The organism is Saprospiraceae bacterium (assembly GCA_016719615.1).
In the GTDB taxonomy this organism is placed as follows: Bacteria; Bacteroidota; Bacteroidia; order Chitinophagales; family Saprospiraceae; genus Vicinibacter.
The window spans coordinates 1,331,488-1,353,623 of sequence record JADJYQ010000001.1 but is presented as its reverse complement, the minus strand read 5'-3'; the positions used below and the strand labels follow the sequence as shown (position 1 = coordinate 1,353,623).

Below are 22,136 nucleotides of genomic sequence, written 5' to 3'. Positions count from 1 at the left end.
TAGCTATTTGAGAAATGAAAACAAAACAAGCAATAACAGTGCTATGATCAACAACAAACTGGCAAGCACATAAGGATTATAGGAAGTTTCCTCTGATTCCTTTAGGATAGGCAGATCTCTATTTTGCCTTTCTTCGCTTGCGTCCAAAAACTGTTGATACACGATTTGTCTTTCGTACCGCGCTTTTACAGCAGGGTCATTTTTAATGAGTGATTCAATAAATGCTTTTTCGCTTTCTGAACATTCATTCCGAATGTATTTCCAAATCAATTCTTGATTGGGTTCATTGCTCATGAGATCAATATCTAAATTCTCCAAGATGTGAACGCAAAAGGACTTCAGAATTTGGTGCAGCCTCCACATGTCCTATGATTTGGGCTTGTAAACCAAACAATGCACATATGTCAAGAATTTGATCAACGGCTACAGCTTTACAATAAATTTCCAAACGGTGACCCATATTATATACCTGATAAAGTTCTCTCGGTGTGCATAATGAATGTTTTTCCAATAATTTAAAAAGCGGTGGCAAATCAAACAATTGGTCTTTGACAACTCTGCAATTAGATATGAACTTTTTTACTTTGGTTTGAGCTCCACCTGTGCAATGAATCAATCCGCTAATTTCGGGCTTACATGCTTCGATAATTTTTTTAAGCACGGGCAAATAGCTTCTTGTTGGAGAAAGTAAAAGCTCTCCAATGGTATAATCCTGCGAACCGTCTACCCATTTATCACTTAACATAAAAGGCCCTGTATAAATATTTTCTTTCGAAGTTTCGGGGGCATATGATTCTGAAAAACTTGCGTATTTTTTATTCAACAAATCATGTCTTGCAGCCGTAAGACCATTAGACCCTATCCCACTATTATATTGGCTTTCATAGATAGTCTGTCCGAATGATGCCAAGCCGATAATGACATCCCCAGCCTTAATGTCATTTACCAATACATCAGATTTTCGCATGCGTGTAAATGCTGTTATTCCAACATCAATGGTTCTGACGATATCACCTACATCTGCCGTTTCTCCACCACCCGATTTAATGTGAATACCATATTCTTCCATTTGATTTAAAAAAGCCTGGGTCCCCAAAATGATCTCTTCTAAAACAGCCCCCGGAATCAGATGTTTATTCCGGCCGATGGTTGAAGAAATAATAATATTCTCTGTACAAGCCACACAGGCGAGATCGTCAAGATTCATCACCAGGGCATCCTGAGCAATTCCTCTCCAAATGGAATAATTGCCTGTTTCTTTCCAATACAAATAAGCCAGACTGGTTTTAGTGCCCGCCGTATCCGCATGGATCAGGTTTACAAAATCATCATCATTATTTAATGTATCTGGAAGCACTTTGCAAAAGGCATTCGGAAACAGGCCTTTATCTAATTTTTCAATGGCTTTATGCACCTCTTCCTTATCCGAAGAGACACCCAAAGAGCTATATCTCTGCATATCCATTTTGCAAAGGTAGTTCATTTATTATCTTCATTCCGCGATCACCTCATTGTTCTACCCACGAATATTACGATGTTCATTTTGCCTAAATCTTAGAAGGTATGGAATTAAAATCAATCCCAATCATAAGTGTGCAACACAAACAACTGTTTATCGACAGCTATTTATCTCCTGAAAAACCCGTAGTTTTTAAAGATTTAATTCAATCCTGGCCAGCTTATGAAAAATGGAATTTTGAATTTTTTAAAAAAAATTATGGTCATTTAATGGTGCCTGTTTTCGATCCAAGTTTTAGTAAAGCCGGAAAAACATATATGAAAGCGTCCTTTCAAATGAAATTCGGAGATTATCTGAGCAAAATTCAGGAAGGCCCATGTGAATTAAGAATATTCCTTTGGAACATCCTAAAATATGCCCCGGAATTGGCAAATGACATTAAGACTCCGGACATTATGAAAGGATTTTATAAAGAGTTTCCCTTTTTGTTTTTTGGGGGCCAGGGTTCTTATACTAAAATACACTATGACATTGACTGTTCGCATGTTTTTCTTTCACATTTTCAAACCCGGAAACGGGTATTGTTATTTTCGCAGGAACAATCAAAATATCTTGGACATATACCCTTTACAGTAGGATGTCTAGCTGATATGAACAATCCTGATGAAAACATGTATCCAGGTTTAAAAATGGTAAAAGGCTGGGAAACTATATTAGAACACGGGGATACACTTTTTATTCCTAGCATGTACTGGCATCACATCGAATATATTGATCCTGGATTTTCAATATCTTTAAGAGCTGCAAATGCAATCTCCCAAAAGTAAAAGGCAGCTTACATTTGGCTAAACACCTGGCTATAGACCGAAGTATGAACTATTTCTTGGGAGATAAGTGGGCCCATTACAAACTGGAGATTGCTCGTAAGAAAACTTTACTTTAAATTCATGGCATGAAATTTGAATTCAAATCATCAACAACGAAACCAATTACTGTAGTTGTTAAAACCAATCTGATAAAAATCCTTTCCTGCAAAGGGAAGGATTTTTTTATTTTGAATGTTCTTGAGACCTGTTCATCTGATAACTTTGATGTTGTATAGACTCTATATGAATAGCTTCAATTAATGAAAAAATAAACTCTTCACTTAAATTTAAAATTTTGCCTTCCTCCAAAAGCCTTGCTACAATTTGTTCCCAACGATCCGGCTGAAAAATCGAAACACCCCGGATCTTTTTTTGGATACCGATATCTTCAGCAAGCAACATTCTCCTGGCCAATAGTCTTACGATTTCCGAATCCACCGCATCAATTTCACGACGGATGTGATTGAGCTTTTGATTGAATCCATCATCATGGCTAAAGCCTTTGCGAAATATAAGTTGGTTTAATATCTGTTCCTCAAAAAACAAAGGCGTGACTTGTTGTTCTGCATCACTGAGTGCTTTTAAAGGATCGGGATGCACTTCAGCCATGATGCCATCATAATTCAGATCAAAAGCAATTTGCGCAATTTCCCTTAAGATGCCCGGATGCCCACCAATATGCGAAATATCAGCTATCATTTGGATACCGGGCAATCGTCGCATCAACTCAATAGGGATTTGCCATCGGGGAACATTTCGGTAAATAGAATTTCCATAAAAGCTGAATCCCCGATGAATCGCTGCAATTCTTTGGATCCCAACATTCAATATTCGTTCGATGGCGCCCTGCCATAAATGCAAGTCAGGGTTCATTGGATTTTTTACAAAAACCGGAATATCAACGCCTTTAAGCACCGAAGCAATTTCATGTACATAAAATGGATTCACTGTCGTTCTGGCCCCAATCCAGATTGCATCAATGCCCGCTTTTAAGGCTATTTCTACATGTTGTGTATTGGCAACTTCTGTGCAGACTTTCAATCCGAACTGCCTTTGTACGGCTTTCAACCAAGCTATGGCATTGGTTCCAAATCCTTCAAAACTGCCAGGTCGCGTTCTGGGTTTCCACAAACCTGCTCTCACATAATCCGGATTTAAATGCTTTAATTGGGCAGCCACACTCAACATTTGTTGCTCAGATTCTGCGCTGCAGGGGCCTAAAATCATTATTTTGCTTCCTTCCTCTTTAACAACTGCTGCATCCATCTTTGACTAAGATTAAATTTTAACATATAAGCAACAAATGTACTCTCAAAATGATGCGTTGGAGCTTTGAATCTTTCCATCTTTGCAATTAAACATTTGTTAGTCTTATGCCTAAATATATATATATCCTCTTTTTTGTTTTAAGCAATTTTTCACTCATATGGGGTCAAAATTCGAGGACCAGCGCAGAAATTATGGAAGACCTTCATAAGTTGAAAGTACTTGGATCTGTTCTATATATTGCCGCACATCCCGATGATGAAAATACAAGATTGATTACCTACTTATCTAAAGGAAAACACCTAAGAACGGCTTATATGTCACTCACCAGAGGTGATGGCGGTCAAAACCTCATTGGTGACGAGCTCGATGAATATTTAGGTGTCATACGAACACAGGAATTGGTCGAAGCAAGAAAAATAGATGGCGGTATTCAATATTTTAGCAGAGCCAATGATTTTGGGTATTCAAAAAATGCCGAAGAAACCTTTGCGATATGGAATAAAGACAGCATCCTTTCTGATGTTTTGCGTTTGGTCAGAGAATTCAAACCAGATGTGGTCATAAATCGATTTGATCATCGCACAAGTGGTCGTACGCATGGGCATCATACTGCATCAGCTATGTTAGGTTTAGATGCATTTAAATATTGTAACAGTCCGCTATTCATGCGAGATGTCATGAAAGGAACCGACGCACACATGGTGCAAAGAATTTTTTTCAATACCTCTTATTTCTTTTATGGCAGAGAAAAATTTGATACGATGGATAAATCCTTCCTGTACCAACTTGACGTAGGAGACTTTTATCCCGCACTAGGTTTATCTAACAATGAAATTGCATCACAAAGCAGGAGCATGCACAAATCTCAAGGATTTGGTATCAATTCAAGCAGAGGATTCATGCCAGAGTATTTTGAAAGACTTGGAGCCCCAAAAGATAAAGATCATATGAGCCCATTTGATGGTTTGGATTTAAGCTGGACCAGGATCAATGGTGGCGGAAATGTGGATCAAGTTCTAGATGAAATAATTCAGAAATATGATTATCAGAAGCCCTGGAAAAGTATAGAACTTTTACAAAAGGCTGAAAAATATATGGAAGATTTGCCAAATCATGACTGGAAAGATATTAAGCTCAAAGAAATCAGATCCCTCATCGCGGATTGTGCCGGAATTTTTGCAGAAGCATCTACCGATCAGCAAATCATTTGTGAAGGTGCGATGTTAAAAATGAATGTAGAATTTATCATTAGAAATCCCATCATTGCCGAGCTCATTCAGATCCAAATACCAAGCTTAAGTTTTGACAGTGCTGTCCAACTTCAGGTCATGACCAATAAATCATATACTTTTCAAAAATCTTTAAAATTGGTAAATGGATTTACAAACACCGCTCCTTTCTGGTTATTAAACGGAAGACCAAATAGTGCATATCAAACAGGTAATGTTCCTTATAAGTTATTGCCTACTGCGCCAAGAGATTTAAAGATCACATTTAAAATAAAAATTGCACAGAAGGAATACACTCTCATTCGAGATATCATTTATAAAAACGATGACCCAGTATTGGGTGAAGTCAAAGAAAATTTGGATATACTTCCACCAAGTTTAATTTTAGCGGATGATCCCATTTACCTTATCCAAGAAAAAACCGCTAAATGTACATTGCGTTTCATTTCAAATGCAGCCAATCAAGATGTGAGTGTCAGTTTGCAATTACCCACCGGGTTTAAATCTTCTATAGGCAATGCCAATATGCATTTTGAAAAAGCTGGAGAAATCAAAGCCTTGATTTTTGATATTTTCTCAAATTCACAGCAATCATTAAGAATTGAAATTCCGGTATTCATCAATGGCAAACAAGGTTTTTTTTACAAACCCATAAAATATCCACATATCCAAAAACAAAATGTATTAACTCCGGCTAAAATTATTTTACTTCAAACAAATATGGTAAGCCACCCCAAAAAGATCGCTTATGTTGATGGCGCCGGCGACTTTATTGATGAAGCTATGTTAAAGTTAGGTCACAAAGTCGATCACTTGTCAGCAGCAGCATTAGATCAATTGGATATTCATAAACACGATGTACTTGTTTTTGGAATTCGGGCACTCAATAATAGAGAAGAACTTAAACATTGTAAAAAGTATATTCTCCCCTTCATAGAACACGGAGGTAAAGTTGTGATGCAATATAATACGACTGCAGATCTTATGACTCCAGATTTTGCACCTTCAGAAATAAAAATTGGGCGCGGAAGAGTCACTGATGAAAGTGCTCATGTCACTTTTCTTAAGCCAGAACATCCGGTATTAAATGATCCAAATTCAATTGACAGTTTAGATTTTGAAAATTGGGTACAAGAACGCGGATTGTATTTTCCATCCAATTATGACAGTAGCTATGATGAAATTTTGGCTATGAATGATCCAGGTGAAAACCCTTTAAAATCAGCCCTGCTCGTAAAAAAATATGGAAAAGGCTATTTTGTATATACTTCGCTTGCATTTTTCCGACAATTAAAAGCAGGAGTTCCCGGAGCCTACAAATTGTTTGATAACATCATATCATTTAGATAATGAAAACAGCCTTAAATTGGAATAGATACTATGCTGTGGTCATCTTAATGCTAATCATATATGTTTTAATCTTACGTGGATTATCATGTAAATTTCCAAAAGCTCAGGAAGCATTTTATAAAACAGAAAAGTATTGAGTACATTAGACTGGATCGTATTACTCGGAGTTCTCGGACTCATTGTCATTTACGGTGTTTTAAAAACCCGAAAACAAAACAGTCTTCAAGAATTCATTTTGGGAGATCAGACGAGTCAGTGGTGGATGGTAGGATTTACGGTGATGGCAACACAAGCAAGTGCAATAACTTTTATTTCAACAACGGGCCAAGGCTTTTCAGATGGACTTCGCTTTGTACAGTTTTACTTTGGACTTCCATTAGCAATGATCGTTATTTGTATTTCTTTTATTCCAAGGTTTTATCATCTGAAAGTACTTACTGCCTATGAATATCTGGAACAAAGGTTTGATTATCGAACGCGGACTTTTGCAGCTATTATCTTTTTAATTCAAAGAGGCTTAGCCGCAGGCATTACTTTGTATGCGCCCAGTATCATTTTGTCTACCGTATTTGGCTGGAATCTTCAATGGACGCATATCATTAGTGGCATAGGAGTCATCCTGTATACCGTAAGTGGTGGTGCAGCCGCAGTTACTAAAACACAATTACAACAACTGTTTGTGATTTTTGCAGGGATGGTTTTCATTTTTTATTATATGCTCAATGAGCTTCCTGTCCATATAAATTTTGTAGATACACTTGAAATTGCTTCCTGGTCGGGCCGGACTGAAGCGGTAGATTTTAGTTTGGATTTTAATAATCGCTATAATTTTTGGGCAGGAATAACCGGTGGATTTTTCCTGGCTTTGGCTTACTTTGGCACTGATCAATCGCAGGTTCAACGCTATTTGGCAGGCAAAAACATTAAGGAAAGTCGCATGGGTTTGATTATGAATGGCATCCTTAAAATTCCGATGCAGGTTTTTATTTTGCTTTGTGGAGTGGTATTGTTTGTGGTGTATCAGTTTCAGACTACTCCAATCCATTTTAATGATAAAGTCACAAGCGCTTTAAAAGAACAGCATACTTCAGCCTGGAATGTTTGGCAATCAAAGAATGACAGCATTCATTACCAAATACAATCGTTGCAGGGAATCACAGACAAAAGCATGCTTCGCGAAAAGTTATCGAACTTACAAGAACAACGTCAACTTTTAAAAACTGAAGTAGAACAATATGTTGGAGAACATTTAAAAAATGAGGAAAAAAATGATCGCGATTATGTTTTTCTACATTACATTATTCATCATTTACCAAAAGGATTTATTGGTTTGATGATTGCTGTTATTTTGTGCGCTGCTATGTCTTCTATTTCGGCAGAGCTCAATGCGCTGTCGGGTACGAGTACAGTAGACATTATGAAGCGATCTTTTCCTCAATGGTATTCTAAATTTTCTGAACTCGGCTGGTCTCGCATTCTAACGAGTGTATGGGGCGTAATCGCCATTTGTTTTGCAATGTATGCACAACTTTTTGAAAACCTGATTCAGTTTATCAATATCGTAGGATCTTTATTTTATGGAACTGTATTGGGAATATTTTTAACTGCCTTTTATTTGAAAAATGTAGAGAGCAAAGCAGTTTTTCCGGCAGCACTGGTTGCCCAAACAGTCACTATCTTATTGTTTTGTTTTTCAGATCTAGGTTTCCTGTGGTATAATGTGATCAGCTGTGGCATTGTCATGGGACTAGCTAGTAGCTTGCAATATTTTCGAAAAGACGAAGCAAAACTTCATGGACGGTAAGCGAACAGGGATATCAATAAAAAAGCCCCAATAAGCGCGTTACTCATTGAGGCTTTATTTCTTAATATTTAATTCTTATTTTTTAATTACTCCATTCCTGGATAGAGCGTTCATTCATTTTAACGTATTCATCGTTATTGGCTTCTATTGACAGGGCTTTTGATTTTTGTGCAATTTCAATAGCCTCAATTTTCCTGCCTAATCCTGCAAGAATTAAAGATTCTAATCTCAATTTCCAAAAAGTAGCTCCCATTTCATTGGATTTATGAGCCCATTGCAATGCAAGGTTTTGATCTTTTTTGGTATCGAAATAATACCTGGCTGCATTATAATAATCATTGCTGGTAGGTCCTGCAAGAACTTTATCAATACTAGCAATTACTTTGCTATCTGTATCAAACTTCAATTTTATAGGGAGCAAAGTAGTTTCCCAAATCAAATTTAGGGTTGCAGATTCATTGCGAATATCATTGATGTCAAAGATCAAATTTTCAAAAGTATAAGGAATGAGCTCAGGAACCACAGTAATATGAGCAACTTCTTTGGTTTTGTCATAATTTTGGGGTACACCAGATACATTAGCATCACTGTACAAGATAACTTCCCAATTGGATTCTCCGGGAATTGAAAAAATTGCATAAGTTCCTTTGGTTACTTTGATACCACCAAATTCCACATCGTCACTAAATGTGATTTTAGTGGCTGCATTAGCTCCGGTCCTCCACATTTTACCATAAGGCACCAGATCTCCAAAAACAATCCGGTCCTTCTTACCGGGACGGCTGTATTCAATAGTCACCGTACCTAAACCCAATTTTTGTTCAATTTTACACATTGGACTAGGGGCCGGTACTGAAATTTGAGAAAATACCGGAAATAAGTATCCGGAAAGGATTAAAACGAGAATTTTTTTCATCATGGCAATAAGTTTTATTTATAAACGCAAATTTCCTGAAATAGATTAAAATTTTTTAAAAAAACATATTATTAAAATTAATAATATATATATACCTTTGTGACTAAGAAAACTCAAAATACATTCATATGATTATAGCTACGACCTGTGTACTCTGCTTTTTGTGCAGCTGGTTTTTATTGCAAATGAAGACCTCAGAGCAAGAACAATAGTCTACCGTATGATCAGGCTCTTAATGAGCTCCTCTCCAAGGTGTTCATTTAATTGTCTGATAATCAGCTTAATACTATAGGAAAGTTCTTTACTCAAAACTGCTGAGTCTAACTCTACGGTCATTTGACCTTCAAAATATCTTATTTTTCGGGTATAGGCTTCGAAATCCTTAAATCTTTCTTTCCAGGCTTGTTCCAACCTTTTTTGAGTCAATTTGGTTTTAAGTTTTTCCTGATTGGAAAACTGCTTAAGTAAGTCATTTAGCTTAATTTCATCATTCCTCATTTATTAAAACTTTAACATTTACCCTCCCTGCTTATTTGGAATTCTTTGAATGTTTCCATTTACAACATTGTAAAGTTCGGCATTTCCAGGCAGTCGTTTCATTAATAATTTGGAACGATCTACGTGCGTGTCAGTAATAAAACATTGTGTAATCTGCTCTTCATTCAAGACTTCAATAAATTGTTGCACTCTTTCCTCATCTAATTTTGCAAAAATATCATCCAGCAAGACAATAGGTTGCTTCCCTTTTTTGGATTTCATAATTGCATATTGTGCAAGTTTCATCGCAGAAACAAAAGTCTTTAATTGGCCTTGTGAGCCCACCCCATGGATAGGAAAATCTCCCATCATACATTCGATTTTATCTTTGTGAACTCCTTTATTGGTTCTTCCCGAAAAATAATCTTTTTCACGGTATTCGCGAAGTACTTGTTCGAAATCGCAAGGCACATCAGCAATATATTTTAGATCTCCCGTTTGACTTCCATTGCTAATTCTGGTTATGTATACTTGGACCCACGGATTTAAAATATCCATGAGTTCTTTTCGACATTTCACAATATAAGCACCATTAGCGGAAAGCCCATAATCTAAGGCATCCAGCACGCCATGATCTATTTTCCCCGCAATTTTCATTTGTTTAACTGCAGCATTTCTTTGTTTCAAAAACTGTTGATAATGGATGCTTCTTCGCAAATATTCGCGATCTGTTTGAACAAGTACCTGATTCAAATATTTTCTTCGGGCTTCTGCGGAATGCATCAATAAATAAATATCATCCGGTGCAACCAAAGCAATTGGAATAAGCCCAATATGATCCGTTAGTTTTTCGTATTTTTTACCATTTAAAATCCATTCCTTTAGCTGTGGTGGCTTGTATTTAATTTCAAGATGTTCCAGGCTCTCTTCAATATTTATCAATGCTTCTATTCTCATAAAATCCCTACCATAATGGATGAGTTCTTTATCGGGTATTGAACTGAAACTTCTGCTCAAAGCCAGGTAGTAAATAGCATCCAGAAAATTAGACTTGCCCGCTCCGTTTTGTCCCGAAATAAAATGAAAACCCGGACTTAAATCGAGTTTGAGTTCCTGAAAATTTTTAAAATGGGTTAAATGAAGAGACTTTATAAACAATGAAAGACAATTAATTCACAAATATGGCAAACTCTGACTAATACCACTGAATTCTAAATGAACCAACGCTTACTTTAGAAATCTAAGCGAAAAGAGATTCCCAAAATCAACTATTTTTGATGCTCAATTTTATCTATGAAATTTAAATATTGTCTATTATTTTTTCTATTCACCCTAAATGGTTTTTCCCAAAGTTTGATGACTGAAGATATCCTTTGGTCATTGGGTCGTGTGAATGGTGAAGCCATTTCTAAAGATGGTAAATCTTTATTTTACAGTGTAAGCCGGTACGACAAAGAATCCAACAAAAGCCAAACTCAACTCTACATGCTTGGAATTCAAGGTGGTAACAGTCAATTGGTATCTGATGCGAAGAATTATGCAGGCAATGTGTGTTTTGATGGCGGCGGCAACCTGATGTACTCTAAAGATGGGCAGGTATTTCACGATTTGGTTCAAAGGAACCTCGGGATCCAAAATCTTGAATATTCCAATCTAATGCCTTCGCCAAACGGTAAAATGATTGCCTTTTCAAGAAGTGTCAAAATAGATAAAATCAAATCTGATTATTATCCGGATCTCGATAAATCTACAGCTATGATTTTCGATGACCTTATGTTCAGGCACTGGAAGGATTGGGAAGACGGATCTTATAACCACTTATTTATCGGCAAACTCACACCCGATGGGATCCAACAGGAATCAGACATAATGCCCGGTGAACCCTTTAATGCGCCTACTTCTCCTTTTGGAGGCCTGGATGATTTGTCCTGGAGTGCCGACAGCAAATGGTTAGCCTATGTTTGTGTAAAAAAGAAGGGAAAGGACTACGCAATAAGCACCAATTCAGAGATTTATTTATACAATCCCGAAAGTAATGAGACCGTAAATATCTCTGAAGGGATGCCCGGATACGACAAAGAGCCCAGGTTTTCTCCAGATGGACGATTCCTCGCATGGTTGAGCATGGGACGAGATGGTTATGAAGCTGACAAGAACAATCTCATCATCATGGAATTAAGTTCGCGAAAAAAATATACCCTTACAAATTCCTGGGATGAGACTATTAATCACTACCAGTGGAGTCCTGACTCAAAATCGATTTTTTGCAATGTGCCTTACAGAGGAAGCATTCAACTATTTGAAATGGTCTGGGATCTGGATTTAAGTCAGAATCCTGCAATCCGTTTTCGCCAGATTACAAAAACAGATCATGACTATAATGGGATCATTGGGGTCGTAAAAAATGAATTGATATGTTCAAGAACAGATATGAATCATGCAGCTGAAATATTCGCTGTTGATATTCAGACAGGCCAGAGTAGAGCCCTCACACAGGTTAATGCTGATGTATATAAACTTTTGCAATTGAGTCCGATTGAAAAGCATTGGATTAAAACAACTGATGGAAAAGATATGCTTTCGTGGGTCATTTTTCCGCCCGGATTTGATTCCACTAAAAAATACCCTACCCTGCTTTATTGCCAGGGAGGACCTCAATCTGCATTAAGTCAATTTTACTCGTTTCGATGGAATTTTCAGTTAATGGCAGCCAAAGGTTATATCGTTGTAGCGCCTAATCGCCGGGGAATGCCAGGTTGGGGCAGCCAGTGGAATGAACAAATTTCGGGAGATTGGGGTGGACAATGTATGAAAGACTATTTATCTGCAATCGATCAAATATCAGCAAAACGATACGTCGATTTAAATAGAAGAGCTGCTGTTGGCGCAAGCTTTGGCGGTTATTCGGTATTTATGCTTGCAGGATTGCATGAAAAAAGATTTAAGTCTTTTGTATCCCATTGTGGCACTTACAATCTAGAATCCTGGTATGCAAGTACAGAAGAATTGTTTTTCGCAAACTGGGATCTTAAAGGACCTTATTGGGATAAAAAGAATGAACTAATTTACACAAAGCAATCTCCACACAAACTCATAAACAAATGGGATACCCCAATCATGATTATACAAGGCGGAAGAGATTATAGAATTCCGGATACGCAGGCTTTTGAGGCTTTTACTGCTGCGCGATTAAAAAATTTAAAGTCTAGAATGCTCTACATCCCCGATGAAGGACATCATGTATTAAAAATCCAAAATGGCTTGGTATGGCAAAAGGAATTTTTTCGTTGGTTAAATGAGACCTTATAAACTGGTAAGCACTATTGCATTTTAAACTATTTTTGCCTTGCTTTTCAATATGTTAGTTTTGAAATCTAAATACTGATGCCTGCTAAAAAGAACATACCAACGAATTATCCGAAAGAAATTTGGGACCACTGGTACCGAACGATGCTCAGGATCAGACGTTTTGAGGAAAAAACCCTCATGATGTATTCTCAACAAAAGATTAGAGGCTTTTGCCATGTTTACATAGGTCAGGAAGCTGTTGCCGCTGGAATCATGTCAGCCATACGTCCGCAAGACGCTATGATAACGGGTTATCGACAACATGGACTTGCTTTAGCCAGAGGCTTATCTGCAAATTCCTGTATGGCAGAACTTTTTGGCCGCACGGATGGCTGTGTAAAAGGGAAAGGCGGATCCATGCACTTCTTTTCAAAAGAACATCGATTTTTTGGAGGAAATGGCATCGTGGGCGCACAAATACCCATTGGCACAGGAATTGCCTTTGCCGAACAATACAAAGGCACCGAAAATCTTTGCGTTACGATGTTTGGAGACGGTGCCGCGAGGCAAGGAGCCCTGTTTGAATCTTTCAATATGGCCATGAACTGGAAACTTCCGGTATTGTACATCGTCGAAAACAACGGATATGCAATGGGCACCTCGGTAGAACGAACCAGCAATGTTGAAGACCTGTATAAAATTGGACTTGCTTTTGATATGCCCTCCGAATCAGTTGATGGGATGCATCCAGCACCCGTTCATGAAGCTGTGAGTCGGGCTGCTGATCATATCAGAGCCGGAAAAGGGCCTTATTTCCTGGAAATCAAGACTTACCGCTATCGCGGACATTCAGTTTCTGATCCTGCAACTTATCGAAGCAAAGAAGAAGTTGAATATTACAAATCCATTGATCCTTTGATCGTCGTTGAGAACGCAATTCTCAGTTCTAAAACATTTACAGACAAACAATTAGCTGATATCCAGGAACAGGTCAAACTAGAAATGGATGAAGCTGTGCAATTTGCTGAAAATTCAGCTTTCCCATTGGAAGCTGATCTATATGAAGATAATTACACGCAAGCAGACTATCCTTTTATTATGGATTAGTTTCATATGAGAAGTGAATAATTCCCAATTTTAATTGGCTGGACTGTATTATTTTTGCCCAGTTTTTAAAAAACCTAAACAAAGCATATATGGCTAGAGGCTACCGTTCGCATGTTACACCTAAAAAAGTGAGTTCAACCGGAGGAAAAGATGATACATTACTCGACATCAGCGAAGTTAAACATCATGCTGAAGATTTTTTCGAAAAATACAGACTCATCATACTAGGCGTTTTTGGAGGCTTGGTACTCATCATTGGAGCTTGGTTATTATTTAAATACATGTATCAGGAACCGAAAAACAAAGAAGCCTTGGAGCAAATGTACCAGGCTGAATTTTTGTTTGAGAAAGACTCCTTCGATCTGGCATTGAATAATCCGGGTGGAGGATTTGCAGGATTTGCTGAAATTGCTGAAAATTACGGCTCTACAGATGCCGGCAATTTGGCTAAATATTATGCCGGGGTTTGTTGTATGCACCTCCGAAAATTTGAGGATGCTAAGTCTTATTTCGAAGATTACAGTGCCTCAGGTAATATAATGCCGGTGCTCAAAAATGGACTTTTGGGAGATGCATATGCAGAACTCAATGATTTTGACAAGGCATTAAGTTTTTATGAAAAAGCAGTTTCTATCAGTGATGACGAATTACTTACACCTGCTTATTTGAAAAAACTAGGCACCCTTAGACAAAAACAAGGGGATAAAGAAGGGGCTTTAAAAGCTTTTAAAACCATAAAAGATCAGTACCCTGATTCACCGGATGGCAATGGTATTGATAAGTATATCATTCCATTAGAGTAATGTTTAGATTCGAAGCAAATGGCAGGTAAACTACCAGGCCATTCATCATTAAGCCAGGATGAAATTATTAAGAGCAGAAAATTCTCGTATGGCATTGCCGTTGCTCAATGGAATGAACATATTACCGATCGCCTTTTGCAAAGTTGTCTCCAGACTTTACATCAAAATGGGATACCTGCAGAGAATATTAAACTCCGGAAAACGCCAGGATCCTTTGAACTTCCTTTAACAGCAAAATGCCTTTTGGAATTCGAACAAGTGAATGCAGTAATTTGCTTAGGTTGCATTATCAAAGGCGAAACAGACCATGATCAATATATTGCACATGCAATTGCCCATGGTATCATGCAATTGAGTTTGGAAACAGGGCATCCCGTGATTTTTGGAGTATTAACAGTTTTATCTGAAGAACAAGCTCTTGACAGGGCCGGTGGTAAATACGGAAACAAGGGTGAAGAAGCTGCCATTTCAGCAATAAAGATGCTTTGTCTGCAAAATGTTTAATATTTTTGAATGACTGGCATTTTAAATTAAGTCCGATTCATGATTAAAGCAATTCATAAAATTATATGCGGATATTTCAAACTGGATGGTGGAGCCATGTTTGGTGTCGTACCCAAAACGATGTGGTCAAAACAAAATCCACCGGATGAAAATGACATGTGTTCATGGGCATTAAGATGCTTGCTTATTGAAACCGACGAAAAACTAATTTTAGTAGATACCGGAATGGGCAATAAACAAGATGAAAAATTTCGTTCCTTTTTTCATCCACATGGAGAACAAAGCTTAATCTCGTCACTTGCTAAAAAAGGATTTACAGCCGATGATATAACGGATGTTTTTTTGACTCACTTGCATTTTGATCATTGTGGTGGTGCAGTGATCCGCAATGAAAATGGGGAATTGGTTCCCGCCTTTTCGAAAGCCAAATATTGGAGCAATCCGCGACATTGGGAATGGGCCATGAAGCCGAATGAAAGAGAACGCGCTTCTTTTCTGAAAGAAAATTTTGTTCCGTTGATGGACCACGGTGTCTTACATTTTATTGAAAACGACAAGGCCACTTTAGAATGGTTGCCAGGCATCGATATTCGTTTCGTATATGGACATACAGAAGCTATGATGCTACCGGAAATTGATTTCGAAAACAGAACTTATATCTATTGTGCAGATTTATTTCCCAGTTCTTTCCATGTACCCATGCCATATATTATGAGTTATGACGTAAGGCCTTTGGTTACCTTACAAGAAAAGGAAATTGTTTTGAATCAAGCAGTCGATCACGAACATGTGTTAGTATTTGAACATGACCCATTTATAGATGCAGCTACGGTCATTCGCGATGATAAAGGAAAGATCAAAGTAGACAGAGCCATTGAACTCAATTAAGTTTAACTTCTTTTAAATTGCAAACGCAATCCAGCTGGCGCTGCACTTAGAATAGAACTCCCATCAAAAACCAAATTTCCATTAACCCAGGTTCGTTTGATTTTACCTTTTAAGTTAAATCCTTCAAGCGGCGACCAGGCGCATTTATAGAAAAGTGAACTTTTATCAACTAAAGTAGCTGAATTCGGATCAACCAAAACGAGATCTGCAAAATAACCTTCACGTATATATCCTCGTTCCTGCACTTGAAAACATACCGCAGGATCATGGCTCATTTTGCGGACAATAAAAGGAAGATCCCAACTGTATTTTTCTGCCAGGCTCAGCATGATGAGTAAACTATGCTGAACCAAAGGCAATCCTGCAGGAGCTTCTAAATAATGCTTCTCTTTTTCTTCAAGCGTGTGTGGAGCATGGTCAGTTGCGACCACATCAATCGCTCCGGATTTTAGTCCATAGGCAATTGCCTCGCTGTCATCAAGCGTTTTAATGGCCGGATTGCATTTGATTTTATTTCCTAAACTAGCATAATGTGAATCGTTAAAAAACATATGATGGACACAGCCTTCTGCCGTTATTCTCTTTTCAGAAAGAGCTAAAGTCGCATCAAATAGGCTTAATTCTTCCTTTGTGCTGATATGTAAAATATGCAATCTCGTGCCATGCTTTTTGGCCAGCGCGACGGCCAGTGATGAAGACTTATAACATGCTTCTCGATTTCGAATTTGTGGATGCATTTCAGCATGCAATGAGGCTCCCCAGCGATTTTGAAAATCCAGAAGATTTGCTTTTACGGTTGCTTCATCTTCGCAGTGTGTCGCAATTAATACCGGAGCATTTTTAAATAAATTTTCAAGCGTATTTACATTATCTACCAACATGTCACCTGTGGATGAGCCCATAAAGACTTTAATACCACAAACCTGATCATAATTAATAGCCAGCACGTCTTCCAGATTGTGGTTAGAAGCTCCCATATAAAAAGAATAATTTGCAGCTGAAGTTTTGGAGGCAATGTTATATTTATCTTCCAATAATTGCTGAGTCAAAGCCTGAGGAATTGTGTTGGGCATTTCCATAAAACTGGTAATACCACCTGCTACGGCCGCCCTTGACTCACTAAAGATGGTTGCCTTATGGGTAAGACCAGGCTCCCTGAAATGCACCTGGTCATCAATACAGCCTGGAATCAGACACAATCCTCCTGCATCAAAGACCTCTTCATTCCTGACACTTATAGAAGGATCAATGCGCTCTATACGTTGCCCTTTTATCAGTAGATCGGCATAAAATTGGCTTCCTTCATTGATTATCAAGGCGTTTTTAATAATTAATTTATTCATAATGTTTGCAAAGGATGTTCAAAGGTCATAAACCTTAATCAAAGCTTTCCGAATTTCGCAAGAAATATGGGAAATTTCAATCCTCGTTCAGTTAAAATCGGCATTCTTGGTGGCGGCCAACTTGGCAAAATGTTAGCCCAGGATGCTGCCAGACTGGATCTCGACATATCATTTCTGGATAAAGACTTAAGTTATCCGGTAGCAAAAGTTTGTCCGCAATTTATCCAGGGTGACTTTAATAATTATGAAGATGTCTTGAATTTCGGAAGAAAGCTGGATGTCATTTCTATCGAAATAGAACATGTAAACATAGAAGCTCTAAAAAAATTGGAACTTGAAGGCAAAAGCGTTTATCCGCAAGCTCATATTTTGGAATTCATTCAGGATAAAGGATTACAAAAACAATTTTATACGAAGCATCATTTTCCAACGGCACCATTCATTTTGTTTGAAAATACTACTCAGATACGGAAATCTGTCGCTGAAAATACTATTAAACTACCTTTTGTACAAAAATTGTGCAAAGGAGGATACGATGGAAAGGGAGTACAAGTAATAAATACATTACAAGATCTGACAAAATTGTTAGAAGGGCCAAGCCTGATAGAATCAAAAGCCAAAATTGCCAAAGAAGTAGCCGTGATTGCTGTACGAAATATCGATGGCGATTGTAAAGCGTATTCACCTGTTTCCATGGATTTCCATAGTGAAGCGAATCTTGTTGAAGATGTTGTTTGTCCTGCCGAAATTCCAATGGCTGCCCAAAAATTAGCTATTGATTTAGCCATTGATATTGCCAATAAACTCGAAATTGTAGGACTACTAGCAGTAGAAATGTTTTACAACGAAGATGGAAGCATCTGGATCAATGAAATCGCCCCAAGGCCCCATAATAGTGGTCATATTACACTCAACAATGGCGCTATTAGTCAATTTGAAAATCACCTCAGAGCCATTTTAGGTCATCCTTTAGGCCAAACGCTTTTTGTGATCCCTTCACTCATGATGAATTTATTGGGTGAACCTGGCTATTCTGGCCATGCGATATACTCTGGTTTTGATGAGATTATGGATATCGAAGGCGTTCATGTATATTTATATGGTAAAGAACAGACAAAACCATTCCGAAAAATGGGCCATATTAACATTACAGGACTTGATTTAAAATCGTGCAAAGAGAAAGCAATTCAGATTAGAAGTACAATTAAAATAATATCATGAAAGATCTTCCTTTAGTAGGTATCATTATGGGTTCAGACAGCGACTTGCGCATTATGAAAGAAGCAGCTGATGTATTGGATCAATTTGGAATCAGTTATGAACTGAGAATCGTCTCTGCTCACAGAACACCAGAACACATGGTAGATTATGCAAAATCGGCAAAAACCAAAGGTTTGAAAGTCATCATTGCCGGTGCGGGTGGCGCTGCACATCTTCCAGGAATGGTTGCATCTATGACCAATATCCCCGTAATAGGAGTTCCTATACGGTCTTCAAATTCTATTGATGGTTGGGATTCAATTTTATCGATTTTACAAATGCCTGCAGGAGTTCCTGTGGCCACTATGGCACTTAATGGATCCAAAAATGCAGGCTTGCTTGCATGTAAAATCTTGGCTACACATGATGAAGTCTTATACTCCGATCTTGAATCAAACCGCTGGGAATTGGCATCTGATGTCATGCGTAAAGACGAAAAAATTTCAGGCAGAATGATTACGAGAAAACCTATTCTATAAGATAATTCGGTTCATATCTATAGGATTTTAATAGCCTGAAATAATCTATTTATTGATAAATAAAGGCTTCACAAATAGATTTGAATTCGACCGGCTTTAGACTACTACCGCCAACCAATACTCCATCAATATCAGGCATCTGGCTAAGCTGTATGGCATTGATAGCAGTAACACTTCCGCCGTATAAAATACAAATTGAACTAGCCTGGTTTTGAAATTTATCATTTATTACAACTCGGATAAACGAATGCATATCCTGAGCTTGTTCAGACGTTGCATGTTGCCCGGTTCCAATAGCCCATATGGGTTCATAAGCAATGATTAAATTTTTTAGATCACCAATGTCTATTTGAGCCAGATCCGCTTGAAGTTGCGATTCAACAAATGTAGATTCCTGATTTAAATTTCTGGCTTCCAATTGTTCTCCGCAACAATAGATCACCTTCAGGCCACAATCGATAGCTCTTCTAATTTTAGCGGGAATCTGCAAGTTTTCGTTTGGATTTCTCTGTCTTGCTTCGCTGTGTCCGATGAGCACATGGGTACAATTTAAATCTACCAGCATTTCAGGCGCAATTTCGCCGGTATATGCACCTAATTTTTCAGAAGAGCAGTTTTGAGCCCCTAGAAAGTAGCCCATTTCGCAGCTTTCCAATAAATTACTGAGATTTGTGAATGGCGCACATACAATAATTTGAGGAAATGATTCATTGAAAGAGATGTCGTATTGATGGATTAAATCCATCGCCTTACTCGGCAAAACATTCATTTTCCAGTTGGCAGCAACCACTTTTTGTCGTTTACTTTGCATCACTCAAAATTAATCGTTTAGACTCGCTGCGTGGGAATTAAGAACAGTGTAAAGTCAATTTAATACAAAAATAAAAGAGTCATTTAGGCCCTTTTGCAAAAGTCCACTACTTTTGAATCGAGTATGTCAGAAATCAAAAATACAACGTTTGATCCGCAATCTACTGTAAAACATGAGTTTATAGATCGCGATATCAGTTGGCTTAACTTTAATTATCGCGTATTACAAGAGGCAAAAGATCCTAATGTGCCGCTTTTAGAGAGGTTGAAATTTTTGGCTATATACTCTTCGAACTTAGGCGAATTCTTCAGAATCAGAGTCGCCCACCATAAAAATCTGGCCAAACTAGGGAAAAATACTAAAAGCCAACTGGATTACAATCCAAAAGTTTTATTGAGGCAACTTTATAAAATAGCCAATAAGCATCTTTTAGAATTCAACGCCATTTTTGAAAATCAAATTATCCCAGAACTTAAACAGCATTCCATTTATTTGCTTTCACATTTGGAGATTTCAGAAGAGCAACAACACTTCGTCGAATTATTTTTTAAAGAAAATTTGCTCCCGTTTGTCCAACCCGTATTATTGATAGATCAAAAAGTAAAACCTTTTCTCAATAATTCAGAACTCTACTTAACTGTAAATTTAATTGATAAAAATACCGAGACCCTGCAAAGGCATTATGCCGTTGTAAAAATCCCATCAGATCATCATCCGCGATTTGTTGAATTACCATGTGAAAAGGGACGGCACGACATCATTCTATTAGATGAGGTTGTTCGCTTTTCACTAAAATGGTTGTTTCCTGGATTTGACATTGTAGATTCCTACAGTATCAAACTAACCAGGGATGCAGAGTTATATATTGAGGATGAATTTAGCGGTGATTTATTAGATAAGATTAAAAAAAGTTTAGTAAAAAGAAATATCGGGCCTGCTTCAAGATTAGTTTATGATGAATCCATGCCAAAAGACATGCTGGCATACTTTCTTAGACTTTTGGAAATCGATAAAGATGACTTAACTCCGGAAGGTAGATATCATAATAACTTTGATTTTCTGAATTTCCCGGATTTCGGAAAAAAGAACTTAAAAACAAGGCTCTCCGTCCGATCGAATATAAAGGATTGCCAAAGGGAACTCAACTATTCAATAACATCGCAAATGCAGAACATTTGCTTTGTTTTCCATACCATAGCTACGAACCGGTCATTCAGTTTTTTGAGCAGGCAGCTAAAGATCCGGATGTCACTGCTATTAAAATCACACACTATAGAGTCGCCAGAAAGTCACGCATCATGGAGGCCCTCAAATTGGCGGCTTCAGAAGGCAAAAACGTATTCGTGTTTATTGAAGTAAAAGCAAGATTTGATGAAGCCAACAATCTGGCCTGGGGAGAAGAATTGGAAAAATTTGGAGTCAAAGTTCGTTACAGCTTTCCGGGATTAAAAGTTCATTCCAAAATTGCTTTGATTACGCGTCGAACTCATGATGACTTTGAGCATTATGCATATTTGTCAACCGGCAACTTCCATGAACAAACATCCCGCATTTATCTCGATTATGGTTTTTTTACAAAAGACGAGGCCCTGACGAATGAAATCAGTCGATTTTTTAGCTTTCTTGAAAACATACGCCTTCCCAATATCGGATTCAAACACTTGTTAGTTGGCCAATTTAACCTTAATGATGAAATTCATTCCTTGATTGAGTTTGAAAAATCTCAAGCACGATTAGGTAAAAAAGCAAAAATAATTTTAAAGCTAAATAATTTACAGGATTTTGAAATCATGGAAATGCTTTACAATGCTTCTGAAGCAGGCGTTGAAATTAAACTGATCATAAGAGGTATTTGTGGAATGGTTATTGGCAAAAAAGGCGTCAGTGAAAATATTGAAGGAATTGCTATCATAGACCGCTATTTGGAACATTCAAGAATTTATTATTTTTATCATGACGGCGAAGAAAAAATATTCCTCTCCTCTGCCGATTGGATGGCTAGAAACTTACATTTCCGGATTGAAACGGCATTTCCAATTTATAATCCTTCTTTAAAGAAAATAATTTTAGACAATATAGATTACCAGCTTAAAGACAATGTCAAAGCCAGATCTTTACATCATGAAAATCTAAATCACTACATCAATCCAGATGGAAAAAAGAAATTCCAATCACAAATTGAAACACATAAATATTTCAAAGATCTAAATGATTCAATGGCTTCAAGATCAAAATAAAATGATATGCTCGTACCAATGGACAATACTTATAATGTAAAGCCAT

At 37.5% G+C, this 22,136-nt stretch carries 17 protein-coding genes and 2 pseudogenes; 11 read left to right on the top strand and 8 right to left on the bottom strand.

What is annotated here, in order from left to right; genetic code table 11:
* Positions 1-3 precede the first annotated feature (3 nt).
* Positions 4-318: a hypothetical protein gene (locus tag IPM92_05540; protein ID MBK9107844.1), complete on the bottom strand. Its 315-nt coding sequence runs from the start codon at positions 316-318 to the stop codon at positions 4-6.
* A complete protein-coding gene (locus IPM92_05535) occupies positions 299-1,465 on the bottom strand; it encodes a phosphoribosylformylglycinamidine cyclo-ligase (protein ID MBK9107843.1) in 1,167 nt (388 codons plus the stop codon). The genes IPM92_05540 and IPM92_05535 overlap by 20 nt, the downstream gene beginning before the upstream one ends.
* 98 nt (positions 1,466-1,563) lie before the next feature.
* Here IPM92_05535 and IPM92_05530 point away from each other — a divergent pair.
* A pseudogene (locus tag IPM92_05530) lies at positions 1,564-2,402 on the top strand (cupin-like domain-containing protein).
* A 106-nt stretch (positions 2,403-2,508) separates the two neighbouring features.
* On the opposite strand, the gene IPM92_05525 reads toward IPM92_05530, so the two are convergent.
* Complete coding sequence (locus IPM92_05525) at positions 2,509-3,591, bottom strand: bifunctional 3-deoxy-7-phosphoheptulonate synthase/chorismate mutase type II (GenBank protein ID MBK9107842.1); 1,083 nt, start codon at positions 3,589-3,591, stop codon at positions 2,509-2,511.
* A gap of 107 nt (positions 3,592-3,698) precedes the next feature.
* On the opposite strand from IPM92_05525, the gene IPM92_05520 reads away from it, so the two are divergent.
* Together IPM92_05520 and IPM92_05515 are read left to right on the top strand one after the other, a co-directional pair.
* Positions 3,699-6,173: a PIG-L family deacetylase gene (locus IPM92_05520; protein ID MBK9107841.1), complete on the top strand. Its 2,475-nt coding sequence runs from the start codon at positions 3,699-3,701 to the stop codon at positions 6,171-6,173.
* 133 nt (positions 6,174-6,306) lie between these two features.
* Positions 6,307-7,977, top strand: a complete 1,671-nt coding sequence (locus IPM92_05515; GenBank protein MBK9107840.1) for a sodium:solute symporter — start codon at positions 6,307-6,309, stop codon at positions 7,975-7,977.
* Between the two features lie 82 nt (positions 7,978-8,059).
* Here the strand turns inward: IPM92_05515 and IPM92_05510 are convergent, their stop codons facing one another.
* The 3 genes from IPM92_05510 to recF all read right to left on the bottom strand — a co-directional run bounded on the left by IPM92_05510 (position 8,060) and on the right by recF (position 10,528).
* Complete coding sequence (locus tag IPM92_05510; protein MBK9107839.1) at positions 8,060-8,893, bottom strand: DUF2911 domain-containing protein; 834 nt, start codon at positions 8,891-8,893, stop codon at positions 8,060-8,062.
* A 213-nt stretch (positions 8,894-9,106) separates the two neighbouring features.
* Positions 9,107-9,391, bottom strand: coding sequence for a DUF721 domain-containing protein (locus tag IPM92_05505; protein MBK9107838.1), 285 nt, complete (start codon positions 9,389-9,391; stop codon positions 9,107-9,109).
* An 18-nt stretch (positions 9,392-9,409) separates the two neighbouring features.
* Complete coding sequence (gene recF, locus IPM92_05500) at positions 9,410-10,528, bottom strand: DNA replication and repair protein RecF (protein ID MBK9107837.1); 1,119 nt, start codon at positions 10,526-10,528, stop codon at positions 9,410-9,412.
* Between the two features lie 135 nt (positions 10,529-10,663).
* Between recF and IPM92_05495 the strand changes: the two genes are divergently transcribed.
* The 5 genes from IPM92_05495 to IPM92_05475 all read left to right on the top strand — a co-directional run bounded on the left by IPM92_05495 (position 10,664) and on the right by IPM92_05475 (position 15,960).
* On the top strand, positions 10,664-12,679 hold the full coding sequence (locus IPM92_05495; GenBank protein MBK9107836.1) for a S9 family peptidase: 2,016 nt from the start codon (positions 10,664-10,666) through the stop codon (positions 12,677-12,679).
* Between the two features lie 75 nt (positions 12,680-12,754).
* Positions 12,755-13,765 carry a pyruvate dehydrogenase (acetyl-transferring) E1 component subunit alpha gene (gene pdhA, locus IPM92_05490; GenBank protein MBK9107835.1) on the top strand — a complete coding sequence of 337 codons (1,011 nt, stop codon included), beginning with the start codon at positions 12,755-12,757 and terminating at the stop codon, positions 13,763-13,765.
* Between the two features lie 89 nt (positions 13,766-13,854).
* A complete protein-coding gene (locus tag IPM92_05485; protein ID MBK9107834.1) occupies positions 13,855-14,568 on the top strand; it encodes a tetratricopeptide repeat protein in 714 nt (237 codons plus the stop codon).
* A gap of 18 nt (positions 14,569-14,586) precedes the next feature.
* Complete coding sequence (locus tag IPM92_05480; GenBank protein ID MBK9107833.1) at positions 14,587-15,072, top strand: 6,7-dimethyl-8-ribityllumazine synthase; 486 nt, start codon at positions 14,587-14,589, stop codon at positions 15,070-15,072.
* Positions 15,073-15,111: 39 nt separating this feature from the next.
* Positions 15,112-15,960 (top strand): MBL fold metallo-hydrolase, encoded by an 849-nt coding sequence (locus IPM92_05475; protein ID MBK9107832.1) that lies wholly within the window; start codon positions 15,112-15,114, stop codon positions 15,958-15,960.
* Between the two features lie 2 nt (positions 15,961-15,962).
* On the opposite strand, the gene IPM92_05470 is transcribed toward IPM92_05475, so the two are convergent.
* Positions 15,963-17,303 carry a dihydroorotase gene (locus IPM92_05470; protein ID MBK9107831.1) on the bottom strand — a complete coding sequence of 447 codons (1,341 nt, stop codon included), beginning with the start codon at positions 17,301-17,303 and terminating at the stop codon, positions 15,963-15,965.
* Between the two features lie 66 nt (positions 17,304-17,369).
* Between IPM92_05470 and IPM92_05465 the strand changes: the two genes are divergently transcribed.
* Together IPM92_05465 and purE are read left to right on the top strand one after the other, a co-directional pair.
* On the top strand, positions 17,370-18,524 hold the full coding sequence (locus IPM92_05465) for a 5-(carboxyamino)imidazole ribonucleotide synthase (GenBank protein MBK9107830.1): 1,155 nt from the start codon (positions 17,370-17,372) through the stop codon (positions 18,522-18,524).
* Complete coding sequence (gene purE, locus IPM92_05460; GenBank protein MBK9107829.1) at positions 18,521-19,042, top strand: 5-(carboxyamino)imidazole ribonucleotide mutase; 522 nt, start codon at positions 18,521-18,523, stop codon at positions 19,040-19,042. Before IPM92_05465 ends, purE begins: the two co-directional genes overlap by 4 nt.
* 49 nt (positions 19,043-19,091) lie before the next feature.
* Here purE and IPM92_05455 read toward each other — a convergent pair whose 3' ends face one another.
* A complete protein-coding gene (locus IPM92_05455) occupies positions 19,092-19,853 on the bottom strand; it encodes a triose-phosphate isomerase (protein MBK9107828.1) in 762 nt (253 codons plus the stop codon).
* A 123-nt stretch (positions 19,854-19,976) separates the two neighbouring features.
* Between IPM92_05455 and ppk1 the strand changes: the two are divergent.
* Positions 19,977-22,090, top strand: a pseudogene (gene ppk1, locus IPM92_05450) (polyphosphate kinase 1).
* Positions 22,091-22,136: the final 46 nt, after the last annotated feature.

Coding starts and splice junctions, on each gene's coding strand:
- IPM92_05535 (MBK9107843.1), bottom strand. CDS start 1,465: ATGGATATGCAGAGATATAGCTCTTTGGGTGTCTCTTCGGATAAGGAA.
- IPM92_05525 (MBK9107842.1), bottom strand. CDS start 3,591: ATGGATGCAGCAGTTGTTAAAGAGGAAGGAAGCAAAATAATGATTTTA.
- IPM92_05520 (MBK9107841.1), top strand. CDS start 3,699: ATGCCTAAATATATATATATCCTCTTTTTTGTTTTAAGCAATTTTTCA.
- IPM92_05510 (MBK9107839.1), bottom strand. CDS start 8,893: ATGAAAAAAATTCTCGTTTTAATCCTTTCCGGATACTTATTTCCGGTA.
- IPM92_05505 (MBK9107838.1), bottom strand. CDS start 9,391: ATGAGGAATGATGAAATTAAGCTAAATGACTTACTTAAGCAGTTTTCC.
- IPM92_05495 (MBK9107836.1), top strand. CDS start 10,664: ATGAAATTTAAATATTGTCTATTATTTTTTCTATTCACCCTAAATGGT.
- pdhA (MBK9107835.1), top strand. CDS start 12,755: ATGCCTGCTAAAAAGAACATACCAACGAATTATCCGAAAGAAATTTGG.
- IPM92_05485 (MBK9107834.1), top strand. CDS start 13,855: ATGGCTAGAGGCTACCGTTCGCATGTTACACCTAAAAAAGTGAGTTCA.
- IPM92_05480 (MBK9107833.1), top strand. CDS start 14,587: ATGGCAGGTAAACTACCAGGCCATTCATCATTAAGCCAGGATGAAATT.
- IPM92_05475 (MBK9107832.1), top strand. CDS start 15,112: ATGATTAAAGCAATTCATAAAATTATATGCGGATATTTCAAACTGGAT.
- IPM92_05470 (MBK9107831.1), bottom strand. CDS start 17,303: ATGAATAAATTAATTATTAAAAACGCCTTGATAATCAATGAAGGAAGC.
- IPM92_05465 (MBK9107830.1), top strand. CDS start 17,370: ATGGGAAATTTCAATCCTCGTTCAGTTAAAATCGGCATTCTTGGTGGC.
- purE (MBK9107829.1), top strand. CDS start 18,521: ATGAAAGATCTTCCTTTAGTAGGTATCATTATGGGTTCAGACAGCGAC.
- IPM92_05455 (MBK9107828.1), bottom strand. CDS start 19,853: ATGCAAAGTAAACGACAAAAAGTGGTTGCTGCCAACTGGAAAATGAAT.